We start from the raw sequence: 15823 nt of genomic DNA, 5'->3' as shown, positions 1-15823 counted from the left end.
CGCAGGGTCCCGGGCCGCACATCATCCCACGAGAGGAGACAACATGACTGAGAAACCGAAAATCGAATTGAAGGCGGTCGAGTTGATCGTCCGCGCATCAGAAGAGACACCATGTTACGCCGCTAAGGTCTACGTGGATGGCAAACACTTCGCCAACGTTGAAAACTCCGGGCACGGCGGGGGAGACAACGTCCACCCGCCCAAGTCCGGTGAATGGGCCGAGTTTCACCAGAAACTGCAGGACCTGGAAGCGCGGATAGCTGAGACCTATCCGCCGCATTCCTTTGAAGCTGGCGATGAAACCCTGCGCCTTGAGGAATCGCTTGAAGGGCTCTGCCATGCCTTGGTTTGGGAATGGCACTTTCGCCGCCTCCTCAAGCGCAAGCTCAAGTCCAAGGTTCTGGTGTTCCGTGCCAAGGACAACCGCGTTGTCGAGTCGGTTCACCGGCTGTCGCCGACCGTCCTTGAAGGTTTCCGCAAGCGCTACGGGAACGAGGAAGGCCACGTCATTCTCAACGATCAGCCGTTCGACAAAGCACTCAAACTCTACACGGGTGAGGCGGCTTAACCGCGCCCAGCATCAGAAAGGAAACGAACATGAACAAGACTCCCCATCCCGTTGACGTCAGGGTCGGCCACAACCTGCGCCAGTTGAGACTTGCGCGCAGCTTGACGCAAGAGAAGCTGGCGGAACGCACCGGCATCACGTTCCAGCAGATCCAGAAATATGAAAAGGGAACCAACCGGATTTCAGCCAGCAGGCTTCTTGAGTTCGCGGAGATAATGAAAGTCGACATCAAGAGGTTCTACGACGGCATCGACACGCCGGTGGAATGCGGCGCAGTCCTCAGCCGGGAAAACCAGCGGCTCCTCGCGGCCTTCGAAAGGATCAAGGACCCGAAGCAGCGCGGCACCGTCATCAAGACCGTCGAGATGATAGCCGCCTGATGTTCGCGCCGCTCCCAAAAGGACCGTTCGATCTCATTGCCGCCGACTGTGCCTGGATGTTCAAGGCATGGTCGGCGAAGGGGCTCGGACGGTCCCCGGAGCGCCACTACAAGACACTCACGCTCGACCAGATTTGCGCGCTCCCTGTCAAGGACATAGCCGCGCGGGACTGCCACCTGATGCTGTGGATCACGGGTCCCTTGCTGGTACAGGGCGCGCATCTACCAGTTTTGAAGGCTTGGGGCTTCAAGCCATCGTCGATGGCGTTTGTCTGGCTCAAGGTCAACAAGAAGAGCCTGCAGGGCCGGTTCTTCCAGCCCATCGGACCGTTCGACTTCTTCATGGGGCCGGGACACACCACCCGCCAGAACGCCGAGTATGTGGTTCTCGGTCGGCGTGGCAGTCCACGCCGCCACTCCAAGGCAGTCAGGCAGCAGATCATAGAACCGAGGCGCGAGCATAGCCGCAAGCCCGATGAATTCTACGAGCGCTGCGAGGAGTACGCAGGACCAGACGCAAGGCTCTGCGACCTGTTTTCACGTACCAGACGTCCGGGTTGGTCGGTCTGGGGCAATGAGTTGGAAAAGTTCAAGACGGAGGACGCATGGGCCTGATAGTCGATCTGTTTGCCGGGGGCGGGGGTGCCTCTTTGGGTATCGAGATGGCGCTTGGCCGCTCGCCGGACGTTGCGATCAACCACGATCCCATCGCCATTGCGATGCACAAGGCGAACCATCCCGATACAGAGCACTTCTGCAACGACATATGGGCCGTTGATCCGCTAGATGTGCGCCCCGGTGAGCCTGTCGACCTTCTATGGGCCAGCCCCGATTGCAAGCACTTCTCGAAAGCGAAGGGCGGCAAACCGAAAGAGCGCAACATTCGTGATCTGGCCTGGGTCGTTGTCGATTGGGCCGAAAAGCGCAAGCCCGACGTTATCGCGGTTGAGAACGTCGAGGAATTCCGCACATGGGGTCCGCTCTATGAGGACGGAACGCCGATCAAGGAGTTGTCGGGACAGACGTTTGACGACTGGGTGAAGCGCCTCAAGAAAGCCGGATATCGTGTCGCCTGGCGGGAAAGCCGCGCATTTAGCTACGGTGCGCCGACAATTCGCAAACGCCTCGCAATCATCGCGAGCCGATTGGCACAGCCCGTGTTCCCGAAGGCGACACATGGCGATCCGAAGACAAGGGATGTACAGGCCGGCAAACTGCTTGAATGGAGAACTGCGGCCGAGGATGTGATCGATTGGACCATCATCTGCCCGTCGATTTTCGATACCAAGGAGCAGATCTGGGAAAAGCACGGACTTCGGGCGGTGCGCCCATTGGCGCACAACACCGGCGCCCGCACGGCGCGCGGTATCAAGCGCTATGTGCTGGACGCGCTCGAGCCCTACATCGTCACGCTCACCCACGGCGCGAGAACTGAAAGCGTCAGTGAGCCGCTGCGGACCGTCACCGGCGCCAATCGGGGAGAGAAAGCGGTTGCAGTGCCGTCCATCGCCCGTTTCAATTCAGGCGCAACGGGCAGCCCCGTGGATGAACCTGTTCCCACCGTGACGGCCAATTCATTCGTGAAACGTCCGGGCGGGGCTGCCCCATTAGGGGTGGTTTCCCCTGTGCTTGTGCCGAGATATCTCGAAAAGCCGGGTCACGATCCACGCGTGCGGTCGGTGGAACTACCGGCTGCTACGGTGACCGCTGGTGGTCATGCACCGGGCAGTTTGATGACTGCTGTACTCGCTTACGCACAGCAGGGTGGTGGTATCAGATCCGCGACCGACCCCGCTCATACGATCACGGCAAGCACGAAAGATCAGAACCAGGTCATTGCGCCACATCTGATGACGATGCGAAACGCCGCCAAGCCGTTTCAGGGTGCGGGAGAGCCGACGCACACGGTCACGGCGGGCGGCGCTGGCCTGGCCTGCATTGCCGCTTCGCTTGTGCAAACCGGCTATGGTGAGCGCAAAGGCCAGGCTCCGCGTTCACTTGATCCGGAGAAGCCGCTTGGCACGGTCGTCGCCGGCGGCGTGAAACACGCGTTGGTGACCGCATTGATGGCGAGTGTTGCCCATGGTGACAGCGGCGGACGTCGTGCCTATCCGGTAACCGAACCGCACAACACGGTGACCAATTCGCAGGACCGGGCGCTCGTTGTTCCAACCCTGGTCGGTTGCGGCGGCCGCGCTACCCAAAGTCGGCCACGGAACGGTGAAGAACCGCTGGCGACGGTGACGTCGAAGGCGGACGTGTGTCTGGCCTCGGCCTTCCTTGTGCAGAACAACACCGGGGTTACCGGCCACGATGCGCGCAAGCCACTATCGACCATCGTCGGGAAGGGATGCACGCAAGGCATTGTTGCTGCCCATATGCTTTCGCTCAAGGGTTCCAGCCGCCGCGCTAGTGCAGCAGACGATCCGGCGCGGGCGGTCTGTGCCGGCGGCGGGCAGTCGGCGCTGGTTACCGGGGCACTGGTGAAGTATTACGGCACCGCGCCCGCTGGCCATGCGGTCGACGAACCGCTCCACACTGCCACGGACCGGGCGCGGTTCGGATTTGCGGAACTTGCTCTCGAGGCCCCGCCGTTCGGGCCGGAACATGAGGCGCGCGCTCGGGAGGTTGCCGAGTTCCTGCGCAGTCACGGCGTGTGGAACGGCGGCGAGTTCGTCACCGTCGAAATTCAGGGTGTCACATTTGTCATTGCCGATATCGGATTGCGCATGCTGACGCCGCGCGAACTGTTTAACGCACAGGGATTTCCCCGCACCTACAAAATCGACCAGGACGATGATGGCAACCGTTTCACGAAGAGCGATCAGATCGGCCGTGCTGGAAACTCTGTGTCTCCGCAATGGGCCGCGGCGCATGTCGCTGCCAACTGTCCCCATCTGGTGACAGAAGAATATCTCGCGGAGGCAGCATGAACGCACCGTCTCGCCCAGTCGTCCGATGGCATGGCGGCAAGTGGTTGCTGGCACCATGGATCATCGATCATTTCCCGAAACACCGTTGCTATGTCGAACCGTTCGGCGGTGGTGGATCGGTTTTGCTGCGAAAGCAGCGTAGTCATGTCGAAGTCTGGAACGACATCGACGGTGAGATCGTGAATTTATTCGAGGTCCTGCGTTCGGACCGTGCCAAGGATCTCATACGCGCCGTGGCGCTGACACCTTACGCTCGCGTCGAATTCAATCGCGCCTACCAGCCCTGTGATGACAGTTTCGAGCGTGCCAGGCGCATGGTGGTCCGCTGTGCAATGGGTTTCGGGTCCGGTTCCAACCTCGAAAATTCGTCCGGCTTTCGTTCCAATTCGAACCGCGCTGGGACAGGACCGGCAAACGACTGGCGGAACCTGCCAAAGGGATTGTCGGAAGTTGTCGATCGGCTGCGCGGTGTTGTGATCGAAAACAAGGACGCACTGGATCTCATGGGGCAGCACGACAGTCCGACGACGCTGCACTACTGCGACCCGCCTTATCTGCACTCGACAAGGGACAGAAAGGATGCACGGAGCAGACCGCGCCACCAGTATTCGTTCGAATACAGCGACGATGATCATGGGCGGCTGATCGACTTTCTGCATGGTGTTGAAGGCATGGTGCTTATCAGCGGCTACCGGTCCCCACTATATGACGATCTTCTTGCCGACTGGCACCGCCTCGAGCGTGACGCCCATACGGGCGGAGAACGGCGAGTCGAAGTGCTCTGGATCAACCCGCTGGCATGGGACCGGCTCACAGCGGAACACATGCCACTGTTCGGAGAAACGAGGACCGGATAGATGGCAACCGCAACACTCAACGTCAAAGTCACACCGCGCCGCATGCTGTCGGTCCGCGAGGCGGCTGAGTATTGCGGTTTGAACGTCCGACAGTTCCCGGTTTATACGGGCATATCGCCCATTGAGATGCCAAATGGTAAGAAACTCTATGACATGCGTGATCTCGACGCATGGATAGAGGGCCTGAAAGGTGATCGGCCCGACAGCGATGAAGATGTCTTGAAGGGGTTGAACTGATGCCGTTCGTTCGCGTCAAGGGGTTCCACTGCTACAAGGACCGCCACAAAAAGCCACGGTGCTATCACCGCAAGTCGCGCATCCCCGTCGACCTCGACAAGTTCCCTATGGGATCGGCGCAGTTTTTTGCGAGATGTGAAGAAATCCGGCGCCTGTATGAAGGCCAGGACGATGCAAAGCCAGGCACGCTCGGCCGGCTGATCGAAGACTATAAAAAGGACGTCGTCTTTACCGACCTTGCGCCGCGCACACAGGCCGACTACCAGAAGATTTTCGACTATCTCAAGCCGATCCAGAACACCTCGCTGCGGTGGTTCACGCGCGGTCGGGTGACGAAGATCCGCGACAAGGCCGTTGCCAAGATGGGGCGCAAGTGGGGCAACTACACCCAGACTGTCCTGTCGGTGGTGTTCGGCTGGGGCGCGGACCGCGACTATATGCAGAGCAATCCGGCGTTCCGGATCAAGAAAGTGCGCCAGCCGAAGAACGCGCCCCAGGCGAACCGGCCCTGGCCGGACGAAGCCCGTGAAATTGTCTGGAAACGCTGCCCGGCAAATATGAAGCCAATCCTCGGTTTGATGATGTTCTGCGCGCTGGACCCGAAAGATGCCGTTCTGTTGCCGCGCACCGCGATCAAGGACGGGATGATCGACACGAAACGCGCAAAGACCAGCGAGCCGGTCTGGATACCATTGCCGGCGCCGGTGCAAGAGGCGATCGACGAAGCGGAGGAGCATACCGCCGTCACGGTCGGTGCGAACCAGCAGGGCAAGCCATACACGGTCGATGGCTTCCGCAAGAACTGGCAGAAGCTGCGAAACAAAATGGTCGAGGAAGGGCTCATTCCCTCCGACCTCACGCTGAAAGGACTGCGCCACACCGTTGCGACGATCCTTGCGGAGATGGGTTACGACGATCGCACGATTGCGGACATGCTTGCGCAGCGCACAACGGCGATGGCGCAGCACTATTCCAAGCGTGCGAACCGGTCCCGCAAGCTGACCGGAGTGGTCAAGGATTTTGAGACGGAAGTGAACAGAAGACGGACGAAACTGCAAAAACGGGCCGAGTAAACTGGCTAACCTTTGCGGCAGAAGTGGCTAACCCCTGAGACGGACTGAATATGTCGTTTGAAAATACGCTGAAATATCAATTGGAAGGGCTTGGCTGGGGAACCTGGATTCGAACCAGGACTAACGGAGTCAGAGTCCGCGGGTCTACCGTTAACCTATTCCCCAGCAGGCGCCGCCGGCGCGGCGGCGTTATAGCCAGAATTATAACGCCATGTAAATGGCGGTGCAAAATTTATTTCCGCGCCGCTTTAACGGCGATTCAAATAATCGTTTGGCGAACCATGACAGCGCTGTTACAGTTTCCGCAACGCACAACAGATAAGCGCCTGCTGCCGCAATTCCTGCTGGCGCGGCGCGACAGGAAATAAAGTGACAGACCCCGAAGAGGACGCACTGGCGTCCGGCGAAGGGGCGCTGAGAACTGGCGAGGCGGCCGGGGACGCACTGAACGTTCGACCCGGCGCCGAGGGCGCAGCAGGCGAAGACCGCCGCGACGCCGACGCCGCGAGGGATACCGGATCAGATTCCGAATCCCGGCGCTCCGAAAAGGTCAATGACAGCCCCGCTGTAACGCGGCCACCGGACGGTGCGCCTGAATCCGGCAATGAATCTGGTCAGGGATCGGGCAAAAACCGCCGACGGCGTCGACGCTCGCGCCGCGGCAAGGGCGGACGCGCCGAGGGCGACCGGAAGCCGGCAGGAGACGGGCACGAAGCCGGGCCGAAAAAGCAGCCATCCACGCAACCGCAGGCAAAGCGCGGCAATGGCCGCGACCAGGCGGCCGGGCAGCAGGAACGTCCCCGTCAGCCTTCAAATCCGTGGCGGCAGAAGCGCCCCCATCCGAAGGGCCCGCTCTATGCCGCGCTCGATCTCGGCACCAATAATTGCCGGCTGCTCGTTGCCGTGCCGACGAAACCCGGCCAGTTCCGGGTGGTCGATGCCTTCTCGCGCATCGTGCGGCTCGGCGAGGGACTTGGGGCCACCGGCGAACTGTCCCAGGCGGCCATGGACCGCGCCGTCGAGGCGCTGAAGGTCTGCGCCACCAAGATGAAGAACCGGCCCGTGCGCCGTCACCGGCTGATCGCAACCGAGGCCTGCCGCGCGGCCAAGAACGGTTCGGAATTCCTCGACCGGGTCAAGGAGGAGACGGGGCTCGATCTCGAGATCGTCAACCGCGAGACCGAGGCGCGGCTTGCCGTTTCCGGCTGCTCGTCGCTGGTCGGGCGCGAGACCGAGGGTGTTGTCCTCTTCGACATCGGCGGCGGCTCATCCGAAATCGCCGCGATCGATCTTTCCGGCAGCCGCTCCAACAGGCTGGCCAACCACATTGCCGCATGGACATCGCTGCCCGTCGGCGTCGTCACGCTCTCCGAACGTCACGGCGGCCGCGATGTCACCGCGAAGATTTTCGCCGATATGGTCGAGGAAGTCGCCGACCTCCTTGAAGGTTTCGCCTGCCCGGAGATTCCGGGCTGCAATGGCGGCCAGGGTGTTTTCCACCTGCTCGGCACCTCCGGGACGGTGACGACCCTGGCGGGCGTGCATCTCGACCTGCCGCGCTATGACCGCCGGCGCGTCGACGGGCTGTGGCTGTCGAGCCGTGATGTCGACCGCATGACCGAAAAACTCCTGTCGTGGGATTTCCACGCCCGCTCGTCGAACCCCTGTATCGGCTCCGACCGCGCCGATCTGGTGCTCGCCGGCTGCGCCATTCTGGAAGCAATCCGCCGCCGCTGGCCGTCGGAGCGTCTGCGCGTTGCCGACCGCGGCCTGCGCGAGGGGCTCCTGACGGAGATGATGGCCGCCGACGGCATCTGGCGCCGCGGCCGCGGCCGGCGCAACTATTACAAGCGCCCTCAGGGGCCGAAACGCGGCGAGCGGCCGGGCGAGGGGAGCGAGCGCCCATGAGCGGACCGTCCTCCGGCAACCGGACCGGGCGCAAGCTCGGCCAGAAGGTCAAGAAGCGCGGCAAGATCAAGGCTTCCTCCAGGCGCTGGATCGAGCGCCATATCAACGACCCCTATGTGCAGCGCGCGCAGCTTGAGGGCTACCGCGCCCGCGCCGCCTTCAAGCTCCTTGAGATCGACGCCAAGCACAAGATCCTCGAAGGGGCCAGGCGCATCGTCGATCTCGGCTCGGCCCCCGGAAGCTGGTCGCAGATCGCCGCCAAGGTGACCGATTCAAATGATGCGGACCCGCGCGTTGCCGCCATCGATTTCCTCGAGATGGACCCGGTGCCGGGCGTGAAGTTCCTGCAGATGGATTTCCTCGACGACGATGCGCCGGAAAAGCTCATCGAGGCCTGCGGCGGCGCACCGGACCTTGTCATGTCCGACATGGCCGCGCCCACCACCGGCCACCGCCGCACCGACCATCTGCGCACCATGCATCTGTGCGAGGTTGCAGCCTGGTTTGCCGTCGATGTGTTGAAGGAAGGCGGCCATTTCCTCGCCAAGACCTTCCAGGGCGGCACGGAAGCCGATCTGCTCAACATGCTGAAGAAGAATTTCAAGCAGGTCATCCACATCAAGCCCCCCGCCTCGCGCGCCGAATCGGTCGAGATGTACCTGCTGGCCAAGGGGTTCAAGGGGCGAACTTAGGCGTTCACTCCCATGGGTTGATGACGGGGACGCCCACGGCATTGAACGGTCTGGAATCGCGTGTTGCGACCGTCATGTCGTTTGCGGCAGCCGTCGCCGCGATATACCCGTCAGCAGCGCTGACAGCCGAACCTTGCGATCGCGCCCGGGCCATCAGATCGGCATAGGTTTTTGCGCAATCCGCATCGAAGGGAAGAATCCGCTTTTCGAAGAGGTCCGTTATTCCATTGAGGGCGTCGGCCAGCCTGTTCTTGCGTTTGCCCGCCGGCAGCGCCGCGATGCCGAACAGCAATTCCGCAAGCACGATGCTCGGCATGTAAAGCGTTTGCGCCGTCTGTTCATTGAGCCAGTTTTGTACTGCTGGCTCGGGCGACGGTCGCATGGCCTCCGAAATGACATTGGTGTCGAGAACGATCATTCGAACCGTATCGGCTCTGCCGGCGTTCTGTCGCGGAGCTTGTCGAACAGCTTGGATTCGCCGTCATCGATGCCAATTTTCTGGCCGAGTGTTGCGAGTGCGTCACCCATGCGCACACGCTCCTGTGGCTTCAAGGATTCCGCAAGGATCGCACGCACTTCGGCTTCCGCGCTCCGACCATGTTCGGCGGCGCGCACACGCAGAGCCCGATGGACTTCATCCGGCACATTTCGCACAGTCAGCGTTGCCATTGCTTTCTTGTTCCTCTGATTTCGAAGGCAATATATACTGTTGCTTTCATTGCAGTCAAATATCAAACTTGACAGCAGATGGATTGCATGATTCGAAATACGCGATTCCGTATCCGTCATTTGTTTCATTTGCGCTTATTGCGGCGGCCGCGCCGTCTCGGCATATGACGGATCGATGAAACCTGTGCGGCCTTGCTGACCGGCGACCTATCGTGTTGCTTTTTCTGTTCCCTTCGCCGCCTTTCCGTGGTACCAGCCAACGCCAACTTCTGATCGATCAACGAGACTGCAGCGGCGCCGAAGCGGCGGGCCGTCGCATTCCCACACCTTAGAGGATTGGCCATGGTACGCATTATCGAATCGGCGACCGGACACGAGGCGCTTACCTTTGACGATGTGCTGCTGCAGCCCGGCCATTCCACGGTGATGCCCGGTGAGACCGACATCCGCACGCGCATCGCCCACGATATCGATCTGAACCTTCCGATCATCTCCTCGGCGATGGATACCGTCACCGAGGCGCGCCTCGCCATCGCCATGGCGCAGGCCGGCGGCATCGGCATCATTCACCGCAATCTCAGCCCGGAAGAGCAGGCCGAAGAGGTTCGCCAGGTCAAGAAATTCGAATCCGGCATGGTCGTCAACCCGGTCACCATCGGCCCGGAAGCAACGCTCGGCGATGCGCAGCTGCTGATGAAGACGCACGGCATTTCCGGCATTCCAGTGGTGGAAAACGGCGGTACCGGCGGCCAGAACACCGGCCGACTGGTTGGCATCCTGACCAACCGCGACGTGCGCTTTGCATCCGATCCCGGCCAGAAGATCAGCGAACTGATGACCGCCGACGGGCTGGTGACGGTCAACGAGAATGTCGAGCAGCATGAGGCCAAGAAGCTGCTCCACCAGCACCGCATTGAAAAGCTGCTGGTCGTCGACCCTGACGGACATTGCGTCGGTCTGATCACGGTCAAGGATATCGAGAAATCGCAGCTCAACCCGGATGCCTCCAAGGATGCGCAGGGCCGCCTGCGCGTCGGCGCCGCCACCACCGTCGGCGAGGACGGTTTCGAGCGGGCCGAGCGGCTGATCGACGCCGGCATCGACCTTCTGGTCATCGACACGGCGCACGGTCATTCGCAGCGCGTGCTCGACGCGGTCTCCCGGGTCAAGAAGCTGTCCAATTCCGTGCGCATCATGGCCGGAAACGTCGCCACATCGGAGGGCACCAAGGCGCTGATCGACGCCGGTGCGGACGCGATCAAGGTCGGCATCGGGCCGGGCTCCATCTGCACGACGCGCATTGTCGCCGGTGTCGGCGTGCCGCAGCTTTCGGCCGTCTTGAGCGCCGTCGAGGCGGCGGCCGAGCGGAACGTCCCGGTGATTGCCGATGGCGGCATCAAATATTCCGGCGACATGGCAAAGGCGATCGCCGCCGGCGCATCGGCGGTCATGATCGGCTCGCTCCTTGCCGGCACGGATGAGAGCCCCGGCGAGGTCTATCTCTACCAGGGCCGTTCCTTCAAGGCCTATCGCGGCATGGGCTCGGTCGGCGCCATGGCGCGCGGCTCCGCGGACCGCTATTTCCAGGCCGAGGTGCGCGACACATTGAAACTGGTGCCCGAAGGCATTGAGGGCCAGGTACCCTATAAGGGGCCCGTAGCTGCCGTATTGCACCAGCTCGGCGGCGGCCTGAAGGCGGCGATGGGCTATGTCGGCGCGTCCAATCTTGCCGAACTGCACGAGCGTGCCCGCTTCGTGCGTATCTCCGGCGCAGGCCTGCGCGAAAGCCACACGCACGACGTGACGATTACCCGTGAAAGCCCAAACTATCCGGGCGCCGTCTAGCGCGTGTCTGAAAATGCGGAGGAGAGTGTCGGCTGGCGCGAGATTATCGTGCCGGGCTACCGCGCTCCGCTGATCGCCGCCTGCCTTGGCGTGTGGCTGCACGCCGCCGACGGGCTTCTCGTCTCCACCATGACGCCGGCAATCGTCGCCGATATTGGCGGCCTGGCGCTGGTTCCCTGGACCTTCGCCCTTTACGAGATGGGCACCATCGTCGTCGGCGCGGCAGGCGGCCTGCTTTCGATGCGCTACGGAATCCGCCTGCCCATGGCGCTCGCCGGGGCGCTGTTCACGCTCGGCTGCGCGGTCAGCGCGCTGGCCACGACAATGGAAGTGCTGCTGCTTGGCCGCGTTTTCCAGGGCCTCGGCGGCGGCGGCCTGATGGCGTTCTCCTTCGTGCTCGCGGCCGTCCGGTTCCCGCCGCGTCTGGTGCCAAGGGTCATGGCTGCGATTTCGACAATCTGGGGCGTCTCGGCCTTCACCGGACCGCTGATCGGCGGCATTTTCGTCGAGTTTGCCCATTGGCGCGGCGGTTTCTGGTTCTTTGCCCTGCAGGCGCTGGTCCTGGCCGCCTGGATCTTCCTGCAGAAGGACGAAGGCGATGCGCCGCGCGAGGAGGGCGCGGAGCATTTTCCGATCCGGCGGCTGGCCTGGCTGTGCGCCGGCGTGCTGCTTGTCGCCTATGCCGGCATCGACGTCGCGCCGCTCGGCACCACGATCTTCGTGCTTCTGGGGATCGCCTGTCTCGCGCTTTTCGTGTGGCTGGATTCGCGTCACGACGAAAGCCGCCTGTTGCCGCCAGGCCCGATCAGCTTCTTCAATCCGGTCGGCGCCGCGATCGTCATGATCATGTGCTACGCCGCCGCGACGACGGCCGTCACCATCTATGTGCCGCTGCTGATCACCAGCCTGCATGGCGTTTCGGTGCTGGTCGCCGGCTATGTCATTGCACTGGAATCCATCGCCTGGACCGTCGCCGCGCTGCTCGTTTCCGGCCAGCCGCCGCAGCGGGACCGCATGTTCATCCTGACCGGCATGGCCATCATCACGGCCGGCGTTGCCGGCCTCATCTATGCGGTGCCCGAGGGGCCGGTCTGGCTTGTGGCGGTCTTCGCCGCCATGATCGGTTTCGGCTTCGGCACCGCCTGGACATTCGTTCTGCGCCTTGCGACAGGCATCGCGCCGAAGGAGGAGACCCGCCGTGTCTCCAGCGCATTGCCCACCGTGCACCGGCTCGGATTTGCCCTTGGCGCAGCCTTTGTCGGCATCGTCGCCAATGCGTCGGGCATCGACGATCCGGAGCGGCTGAAGGTTGCCGCCGGGACGATTTTCATCGCGAGCCTGCCGCTGGCGCTGATCGGCCTGCTCGCCGCTATACGGTTTATCGGTGCACGCAGTTAGATCTGCAGCCGCTTCGACAGATCTTCCCGCAGGTCATTGCTCCGGCCGGTCTCGAAAACGCATTCGCCGTGGTCGAGCAGATAGACATGGTCGGCGGCGTCTTCGACGAGCGTCAGGTTCTGTTCCACGACCAGGAACGCCCGGCCCCTGGCTTTCTGATCGAGGATCACACGCGCCATCCGGTCGATGTTTTCCGGCTGCACGCCTTCCGACGGCTCGTCCAGGATGACGAGCGGCGTATCCTCGGCCAGCGCGCGGCAGAAGGACAGGATCTTCTTCTCGCCGCCCGAAAGCGTACCCGCCATTTGCTGCAGGCGCTCCTCGATGCGCGGAAACAGCCGGAAGAGGTCGCCGTAGCGGTTAAGGTCGCGGTCCGGATAGTGCAGCGTCAGGTTGTCGAGGATGGAAAGATCGTCGAAAACGACGCCCTCCTGCGGCGCGTAGCCGATACCGTGCAGCCGTCTTCCGTGCTGGGGCAGGGCGGTCATGTCGCGTCCGTCCAGCGTGGTGGTGCCGCCGGTTGCGGCAAGCTGGCCTGCGATGAGTTTGACCAGCGTCGATTTGCCAACGCCGTTTCGGCCGGCAAGGAAGACGGCCTGACCGCCATCGACGCGAAGGCTCACGTCACGCACGACCGTCACATCGCCATAACCGCCCGCCAGCCCGTCAACCCTCAGGAGGCTCGTCATTTCGTGCCCCCGCTGTAGACCGCTTTCACATCGGGATTGGCGCGCACGGCGGCGATGTCGCCTTCGGCGAGCAACCGTCCCTGATGCATGACGAAGACATGGTCGCTCAGCCGTTCGACCACGCGCATGTCGTGCTCGATGATGATCGCGGTCGAACCGAGATCGCTGTTGATGGCGGCGATCGCATCGATCATCGCGCCGGTCTCGCTCGCCGAAAGGCCGGCGCAGGGCTCGTCGAGAAGCACGAGGCGCGCCTCGGTGAGGTAGGTCATGGAAAAATCTAGCATCTGGCGCTGGCCGAGCGACAGGGAGCCGGCGATCCCGCCGCCACCATCCTTCAGAAACGGGAAGCGCTCGGTCAGCGTGTCGTAGAGATCGCTGCGCCAGCGCAGCGGCCGCATGGAGAAAAGGTCGCTCACGCCGGTCCGGTTGGCCCAAAGCGCGATATCCAGATTTTCATCGACCGAGAGCTCCGGAAAAACAGATGGGATCTGGAATTTTCGCGAGATATCGGTGCGTGCCACTTGGAAAGGCTTGAGGTCGGCAAGCGAACGGCTCCGCCATGAGATGCCACCCGAGGTCAGCGGCAGTCGGCCGGTCATCGCATTGAATGCCGATGTCTTGCCGGCGCCGTTCGGTCCAATGATCGCATGGATGCCGGGCCGGTTGATGCGGAAATCGAGGCCGTCAAGGATACGCACGGGCCCCATCGTCACGCGCACGTCTTCAAACGCGAGCGCCGGAGCGCCTCCGGCTTCACGTGCGGGGGCGTTGATATCGCGGATGCGGGCGGTGTTGCCGTCGGCCTTCGAAAGCCGGCGCTTCAACAGTTCGGCAAGGCCGATCAGGCCCTGCGGGAACTTCAGAACGGTGACGATGAAAATCAGCCCGATCACGGCTTCCCAGTAGCGGAACGTGTCGCGCAGTTCGGAGGCAAGGAACCCGATCACCACTGCGCCGATCACCGGCCCTGCGATTGAGGCGCGTCCGCCGACCGCGGTCCAGATGACGAATTCGGCGGACAGGAGAAATCCCACCGATTGCGGCGTGACGATGCCCTGATGCGGTGCGTAGAGCGCGCCGGCGAGACCGGCGAGGCCGGCGCTTATGCCGAAAGCCGCGGCCTTGAGGGCGCTGGTGCTGAAACCGAAAAATTGCAGCCGCTCCTCATTTTGCGCCGTGGCGGACAGAAGGACCCCGAAGGGTGTCTTGAGGAGCCAGAACAGGCCAAGGCTGACAATAGCGAGCACGCCGACAACGACGAAATAGAGATTGCCGTAACTGTCGAAGCCGGGCAGGCCCGGAATGCCGGTCATGCCATTGAAGCCGCCGGTGATCGTGTCGGCGCTGTTGGCAAGCTGGAAGCCGAGCATGGCCAGCGCCAGCGTGATCAGCGAAAAGTAAGGACCGGAGCCGATCTGCCGGTTGAAGACGAGAAGCCCGACCAGCGCCGCCAGCAGTGCCGGGACGATAATCGCCAGCACCAGCAGTGGCGCAAGCAGCACCAGGTTGCCGTCCGCACTCTTGAGCGCGGCGCCTGCGATATAGGCGCCCATGCCGAAGAACAGCGCCTGGCCGAGCGGCAGGAAGCCGGCCCGGCCCCAGCACAGCGCGATCCCCTGACCGACCATGCCGAAGATCAGGTAAAGCCCGAGCTGGTAGGCGGTGAACATGTCGAAGACGACAGGCACCGCCAGAAGGGCCGCGAAGGCAACAACGCTAGCGGCGCGAGAAAAGGCCATCGGGTCTCAGCCACAGGAACAGGATGGAAATCAGCAGCACCGCCATATAGCCGCTGGTCTTGGCGAACAGTGTCGAGATCACCGTGTCCGTGCCGCCGATAACCGAGGAGCCGATCAGGAGACCCTCAAGCGATCCGAGCCCGCCGACGACGAGGATAAAGAAGGACGACAGGAGGTAGTCGATGCCCATATAGGGTTCGACCCGTACCAGCGGCGCAAGCGCTACGCCCGCAAGGCCGGCCGTGCACACGCCGAAGACGAATGTCATGCGCGCCAGCCGCGCCGTGTCGATGCCAACGGCGGCAGCAAGTTGCGGATTGGAAACCATGGCCTTGATGCGCGCGCCGGTATTGCTGCGGCGATACCAGGCAAAAAGCAGTCCGAAGAAGATGGCAATGACGGCCAGCAGCAGCAGCCGGTAGGAGGGATAGGCGATGCCGAAAACATCGACGGTTCCGGGCAGCACCTGGTCGATGCTCTTGTAGTCCCGCCCGAAACCGGCCTCGACCAGCTTGCGCATCAGGATCGAAAGGCCCCAGGTCGCGAGCAGCGTATCGAAGGGGCGGCTGTAGAGATGCCTGACGATCGACCATTCGACAAGATAGCCGACAATGGCGCAGACCGCGATCGCCAGCGGGATAGCCGCCAGCATCGGAAGCCCGGCCTGCTGGGTCACATAGACACTGAACGCGCCCAGCATGACAAATTCGCCATGGGCCATGTTCATGACGCCCAGCAGACCGAAAACCACCGCGAGCCCCAGCGCGATCAGCGCCAGGGTTGCAACGGCATAGACGAGGTTCATGCCGTTTGTGAGGATCAGGTCCAATTGC

16 protein-coding genes and 1 tRNA gene are annotated in these 15823 nt (G+C 62.5%); 11 read left to right on the top strand and 6 right to left on the bottom strand.

Translation table 11 applies throughout. The features are described 5' to 3' along the window. Window positions 1-43 precede the first annotated feature (43 nt). Genes OOZ53_RS11200 through OOZ53_RS11170 form a run of 7 tightly spaced genes read left to right on the top strand, consistent with a single transcriptional unit; the run spans window position 44 to window position 6047 of the window. On the top strand, window positions 44-568 hold the full coding sequence (locus OOZ53_RS11200; protein WP_271089628.1) for a hypothetical protein: 525 nt from the start codon (window positions 44-46) through the stop codon (window positions 566-568). A gap of 29 nt (window positions 569-597) precedes the next feature. After that, on the top strand, window positions 598-948 hold the full coding sequence (locus OOZ53_RS11195; protein ID WP_271089627.1) for a helix-turn-helix domain-containing protein: 351 nt from the start codon (window positions 598-600) through the stop codon (window positions 946-948). After that, window positions 948-1562 carry an MT-A70 family methyltransferase gene (locus OOZ53_RS11190; protein WP_271089626.1) on the top strand — a complete coding sequence of 205 codons (615 nt, stop codon included), beginning with the start codon at window positions 948-950 and terminating at the stop codon, window positions 1560-1562. The genes OOZ53_RS11195 and OOZ53_RS11190 overlap by 1 nt, the downstream gene beginning before the upstream one ends. Continuing rightward, window positions 1553-3880, top strand: a complete 2328-nt coding sequence (locus OOZ53_RS11185; protein ID WP_271089625.1) for a DNA cytosine methyltransferase — start codon at window positions 1553-1555, stop codon at window positions 3878-3880. Before OOZ53_RS11190 ends, OOZ53_RS11185 begins: the two co-directional genes overlap by 10 nt. After that, complete coding sequence (locus OOZ53_RS11180; RefSeq protein ID WP_271089624.1) at window positions 3877-4737, top strand: DNA adenine methylase; 861 nt, start codon at window positions 3877-3879, stop codon at window positions 4735-4737. Before OOZ53_RS11185 ends, OOZ53_RS11180 begins: the two co-directional genes overlap by 4 nt. Then, a complete protein-coding gene (locus OOZ53_RS11175) occupies window positions 4738-4974 on the top strand; it encodes a hypothetical protein (protein ID WP_271089623.1) in 237 nt (78 codons plus the stop codon). Next, complete coding sequence (locus OOZ53_RS11170; protein ID WP_271089621.1) at window positions 4974-6047, top strand: tyrosine-type recombinase/integrase; 1074 nt, start codon at window positions 4974-4976, stop codon at window positions 6045-6047. Before OOZ53_RS11175 ends, OOZ53_RS11170 begins: the two co-directional genes overlap by 1 nt. A gap of 91 nt (window positions 6048-6138) precedes the next feature. Here the strand turns inward: OOZ53_RS11170 and OOZ53_RS11165 are convergent. Continuing rightward, window positions 6139-6212, bottom strand: a tRNA-Gln gene (locus OOZ53_RS11165). A 204-nt stretch (window positions 6213-6416) separates the two neighbouring features. Between OOZ53_RS11165 and OOZ53_RS11160 the strand changes: the two genes are divergently transcribed. Beyond that, complete coding sequence (locus OOZ53_RS11160) at window positions 6417-7955, top strand: Ppx/GppA phosphatase family protein (protein ID WP_271089620.1); 1539 nt, start codon at window positions 6417-6419, stop codon at window positions 7953-7955. Beyond that, entirely contained in the window at window positions 7952-8647 is a 696-nt protein-coding gene (locus OOZ53_RS11155) for an RlmE family RNA methyltransferase (RefSeq protein ID WP_271089619.1), read from the top strand. The genes OOZ53_RS11160 and OOZ53_RS11155 overlap by 4 nt, the downstream gene beginning before the upstream one ends. A gap of 4 nt (window positions 8648-8651) precedes the next feature. Here the strand turns inward: OOZ53_RS11155 and OOZ53_RS11150 are convergent, their stop codons facing one another. Further along, window positions 8652-9065 carry a type II toxin-antitoxin system VapC family toxin gene (locus OOZ53_RS11150; protein ID WP_271089618.1) on the bottom strand — a complete coding sequence of 138 codons (414 nt, stop codon included), beginning with the start codon at window positions 9063-9065 and terminating at the stop codon, window positions 8652-8654. Beyond that, entirely contained in the window at window positions 9062-9316 is a 255-nt protein-coding gene (locus tag OOZ53_RS11145) for a FitA-like ribbon-helix-helix domain-containing protein (protein WP_271089616.1), read from the bottom strand. Before OOZ53_RS11145 ends, OOZ53_RS11150 begins: the two co-directional genes overlap by 4 nt. Window positions 9317-9658: 342 nt before the next feature. Here OOZ53_RS11145 and guaB point away from each other — a divergent pair, with 342 nt between their 5' ends. After that, window positions 9659-11161, top strand: coding sequence for an IMP dehydrogenase (guaB, locus tag OOZ53_RS11140; protein WP_271089615.1), 1503 nt, complete (start codon window positions 9659-9661; stop codon window positions 11159-11161). Between the two features lie 3 nt (window positions 11162-11164). Continuing rightward, complete coding sequence (locus tag OOZ53_RS11135) at window positions 11165-12559, top strand: MFS transporter (RefSeq protein ID WP_271089613.1); 1395 nt, start codon at window positions 11165-11167, stop codon at window positions 12557-12559. Here OOZ53_RS11135 and OOZ53_RS11130 read toward each other — a convergent pair. Genes OOZ53_RS11130 through OOZ53_RS11120 form a run of 3 tightly spaced genes read right to left on the bottom strand, consistent with a single transcriptional unit; the run spans window position 12556 to window position 15819 of the window. After that, window positions 12556-13248 carry an ABC transporter ATP-binding protein gene (locus OOZ53_RS11130; protein WP_271089611.1) on the bottom strand — a complete coding sequence of 231 codons (693 nt, stop codon included), beginning with the start codon at window positions 13246-13248 and terminating at the stop codon, window positions 12556-12558. The two genes, OOZ53_RS11135 and OOZ53_RS11130, sit on opposite strands and share 4 nt — an antisense overlap. After that, window positions 13245-14990 carry an ABC transporter permease subunit gene (locus OOZ53_RS11125; RefSeq protein ID WP_271089610.1) on the bottom strand — a complete coding sequence of 582 codons (1746 nt, stop codon included), beginning with the start codon at window positions 14988-14990 and terminating at the stop codon, window positions 13245-13247. Before OOZ53_RS11125 ends, OOZ53_RS11130 begins: the two co-directional genes overlap by 4 nt. Continuing rightward, window positions 14968-15819, bottom strand: coding sequence for a branched-chain amino acid ABC transporter permease (locus OOZ53_RS11120; protein WP_271089609.1), 852 nt, complete (start codon window positions 15817-15819; stop codon window positions 14968-14970). The genes OOZ53_RS11125 and OOZ53_RS11120 overlap by 23 nt, the downstream gene beginning before the upstream one ends. Window positions 15820-15823 lie beyond the last annotated feature (4 nt).

Origin of the sequence: Allohoeflea poritis (assembly GCF_027889715.1) — a bacterium.
Lineage (GTDB): Bacteria > Pseudomonadota > Alphaproteobacteria > Rhizobiales > Rhizobiaceae > Hoeflea_A > Hoeflea_A poritis.
This window is presented reverse-complemented; position numbering and strand designations above follow the sequence as displayed.

Excerpts from the sequence above, each read along its gene's own strand:
- OOZ53_RS11200 (WP_271089628.1), top strand. The coding sequence starts at position 44 with ATGACTGAGAAACCGAAAATCGAATTGAAGGCGGTCGAGTTGATCGTC.
- OOZ53_RS11195 (WP_271089627.1), top strand. The coding sequence starts at position 598 with ATGAACAAGACTCCCCATCCCGTTGACGTCAGGGTCGGCCACAACCTG.
- OOZ53_RS11190 (WP_271089626.1), top strand. The coding sequence starts at position 948 with ATGTTCGCGCCGCTCCCAAAAGGACCGTTCGATCTCATTGCCGCCGAC.
- OOZ53_RS11185 (WP_271089625.1), top strand. The coding sequence starts at position 1,553 with ATGGGCCTGATAGTCGATCTGTTTGCCGGGGGCGGGGGTGCCTCTTTG.
- OOZ53_RS11180 (WP_271089624.1), top strand. The coding sequence starts at position 3,877 with ATGAACGCACCGTCTCGCCCAGTCGTCCGATGGCATGGCGGCAAGTGG.
- OOZ53_RS11175 (WP_271089623.1), top strand. The coding sequence starts at position 4,738 with ATGGCAACCGCAACACTCAACGTCAAAGTCACACCGCGCCGCATGCTG.
- OOZ53_RS11170 (WP_271089621.1), top strand. The coding sequence starts at position 4,974 with ATGCCGTTCGTTCGCGTCAAGGGGTTCCACTGCTACAAGGACCGCCAC.
- OOZ53_RS11155 (WP_271089619.1), top strand. The coding sequence starts at position 7,952 with ATGAGCGGACCGTCCTCCGGCAACCGGACCGGGCGCAAGCTCGGCCAG.
- OOZ53_RS11150 (WP_271089618.1), bottom strand. The coding sequence starts at position 9,065 with ATGATCGTTCTCGACACCAATGTCATTTCGGAGGCCATGCGACCGTCG.
- OOZ53_RS11145 (WP_271089616.1), bottom strand. The coding sequence starts at position 9,316 with ATGGCAACGCTGACTGTGCGAAATGTGCCGGATGAAGTCCATCGGGCT.
- guaB (WP_271089615.1), top strand. The coding sequence starts at position 9,659 with ATGGTACGCATTATCGAATCGGCGACCGGACACGAGGCGCTTACCTTT.
- OOZ53_RS11130 (WP_271089611.1), bottom strand. The coding sequence starts at position 13,248 with ATGACGAGCCTCCTGAGGGTTGACGGGCTGGCGGGCGGTTATGGCGAT.
- OOZ53_RS11125 (WP_271089610.1), bottom strand. The coding sequence starts at position 14,990 with ATGGCCTTTTCTCGCGCCGCTAGCGTTGTTGCCTTCGCGGCCCTTCTG.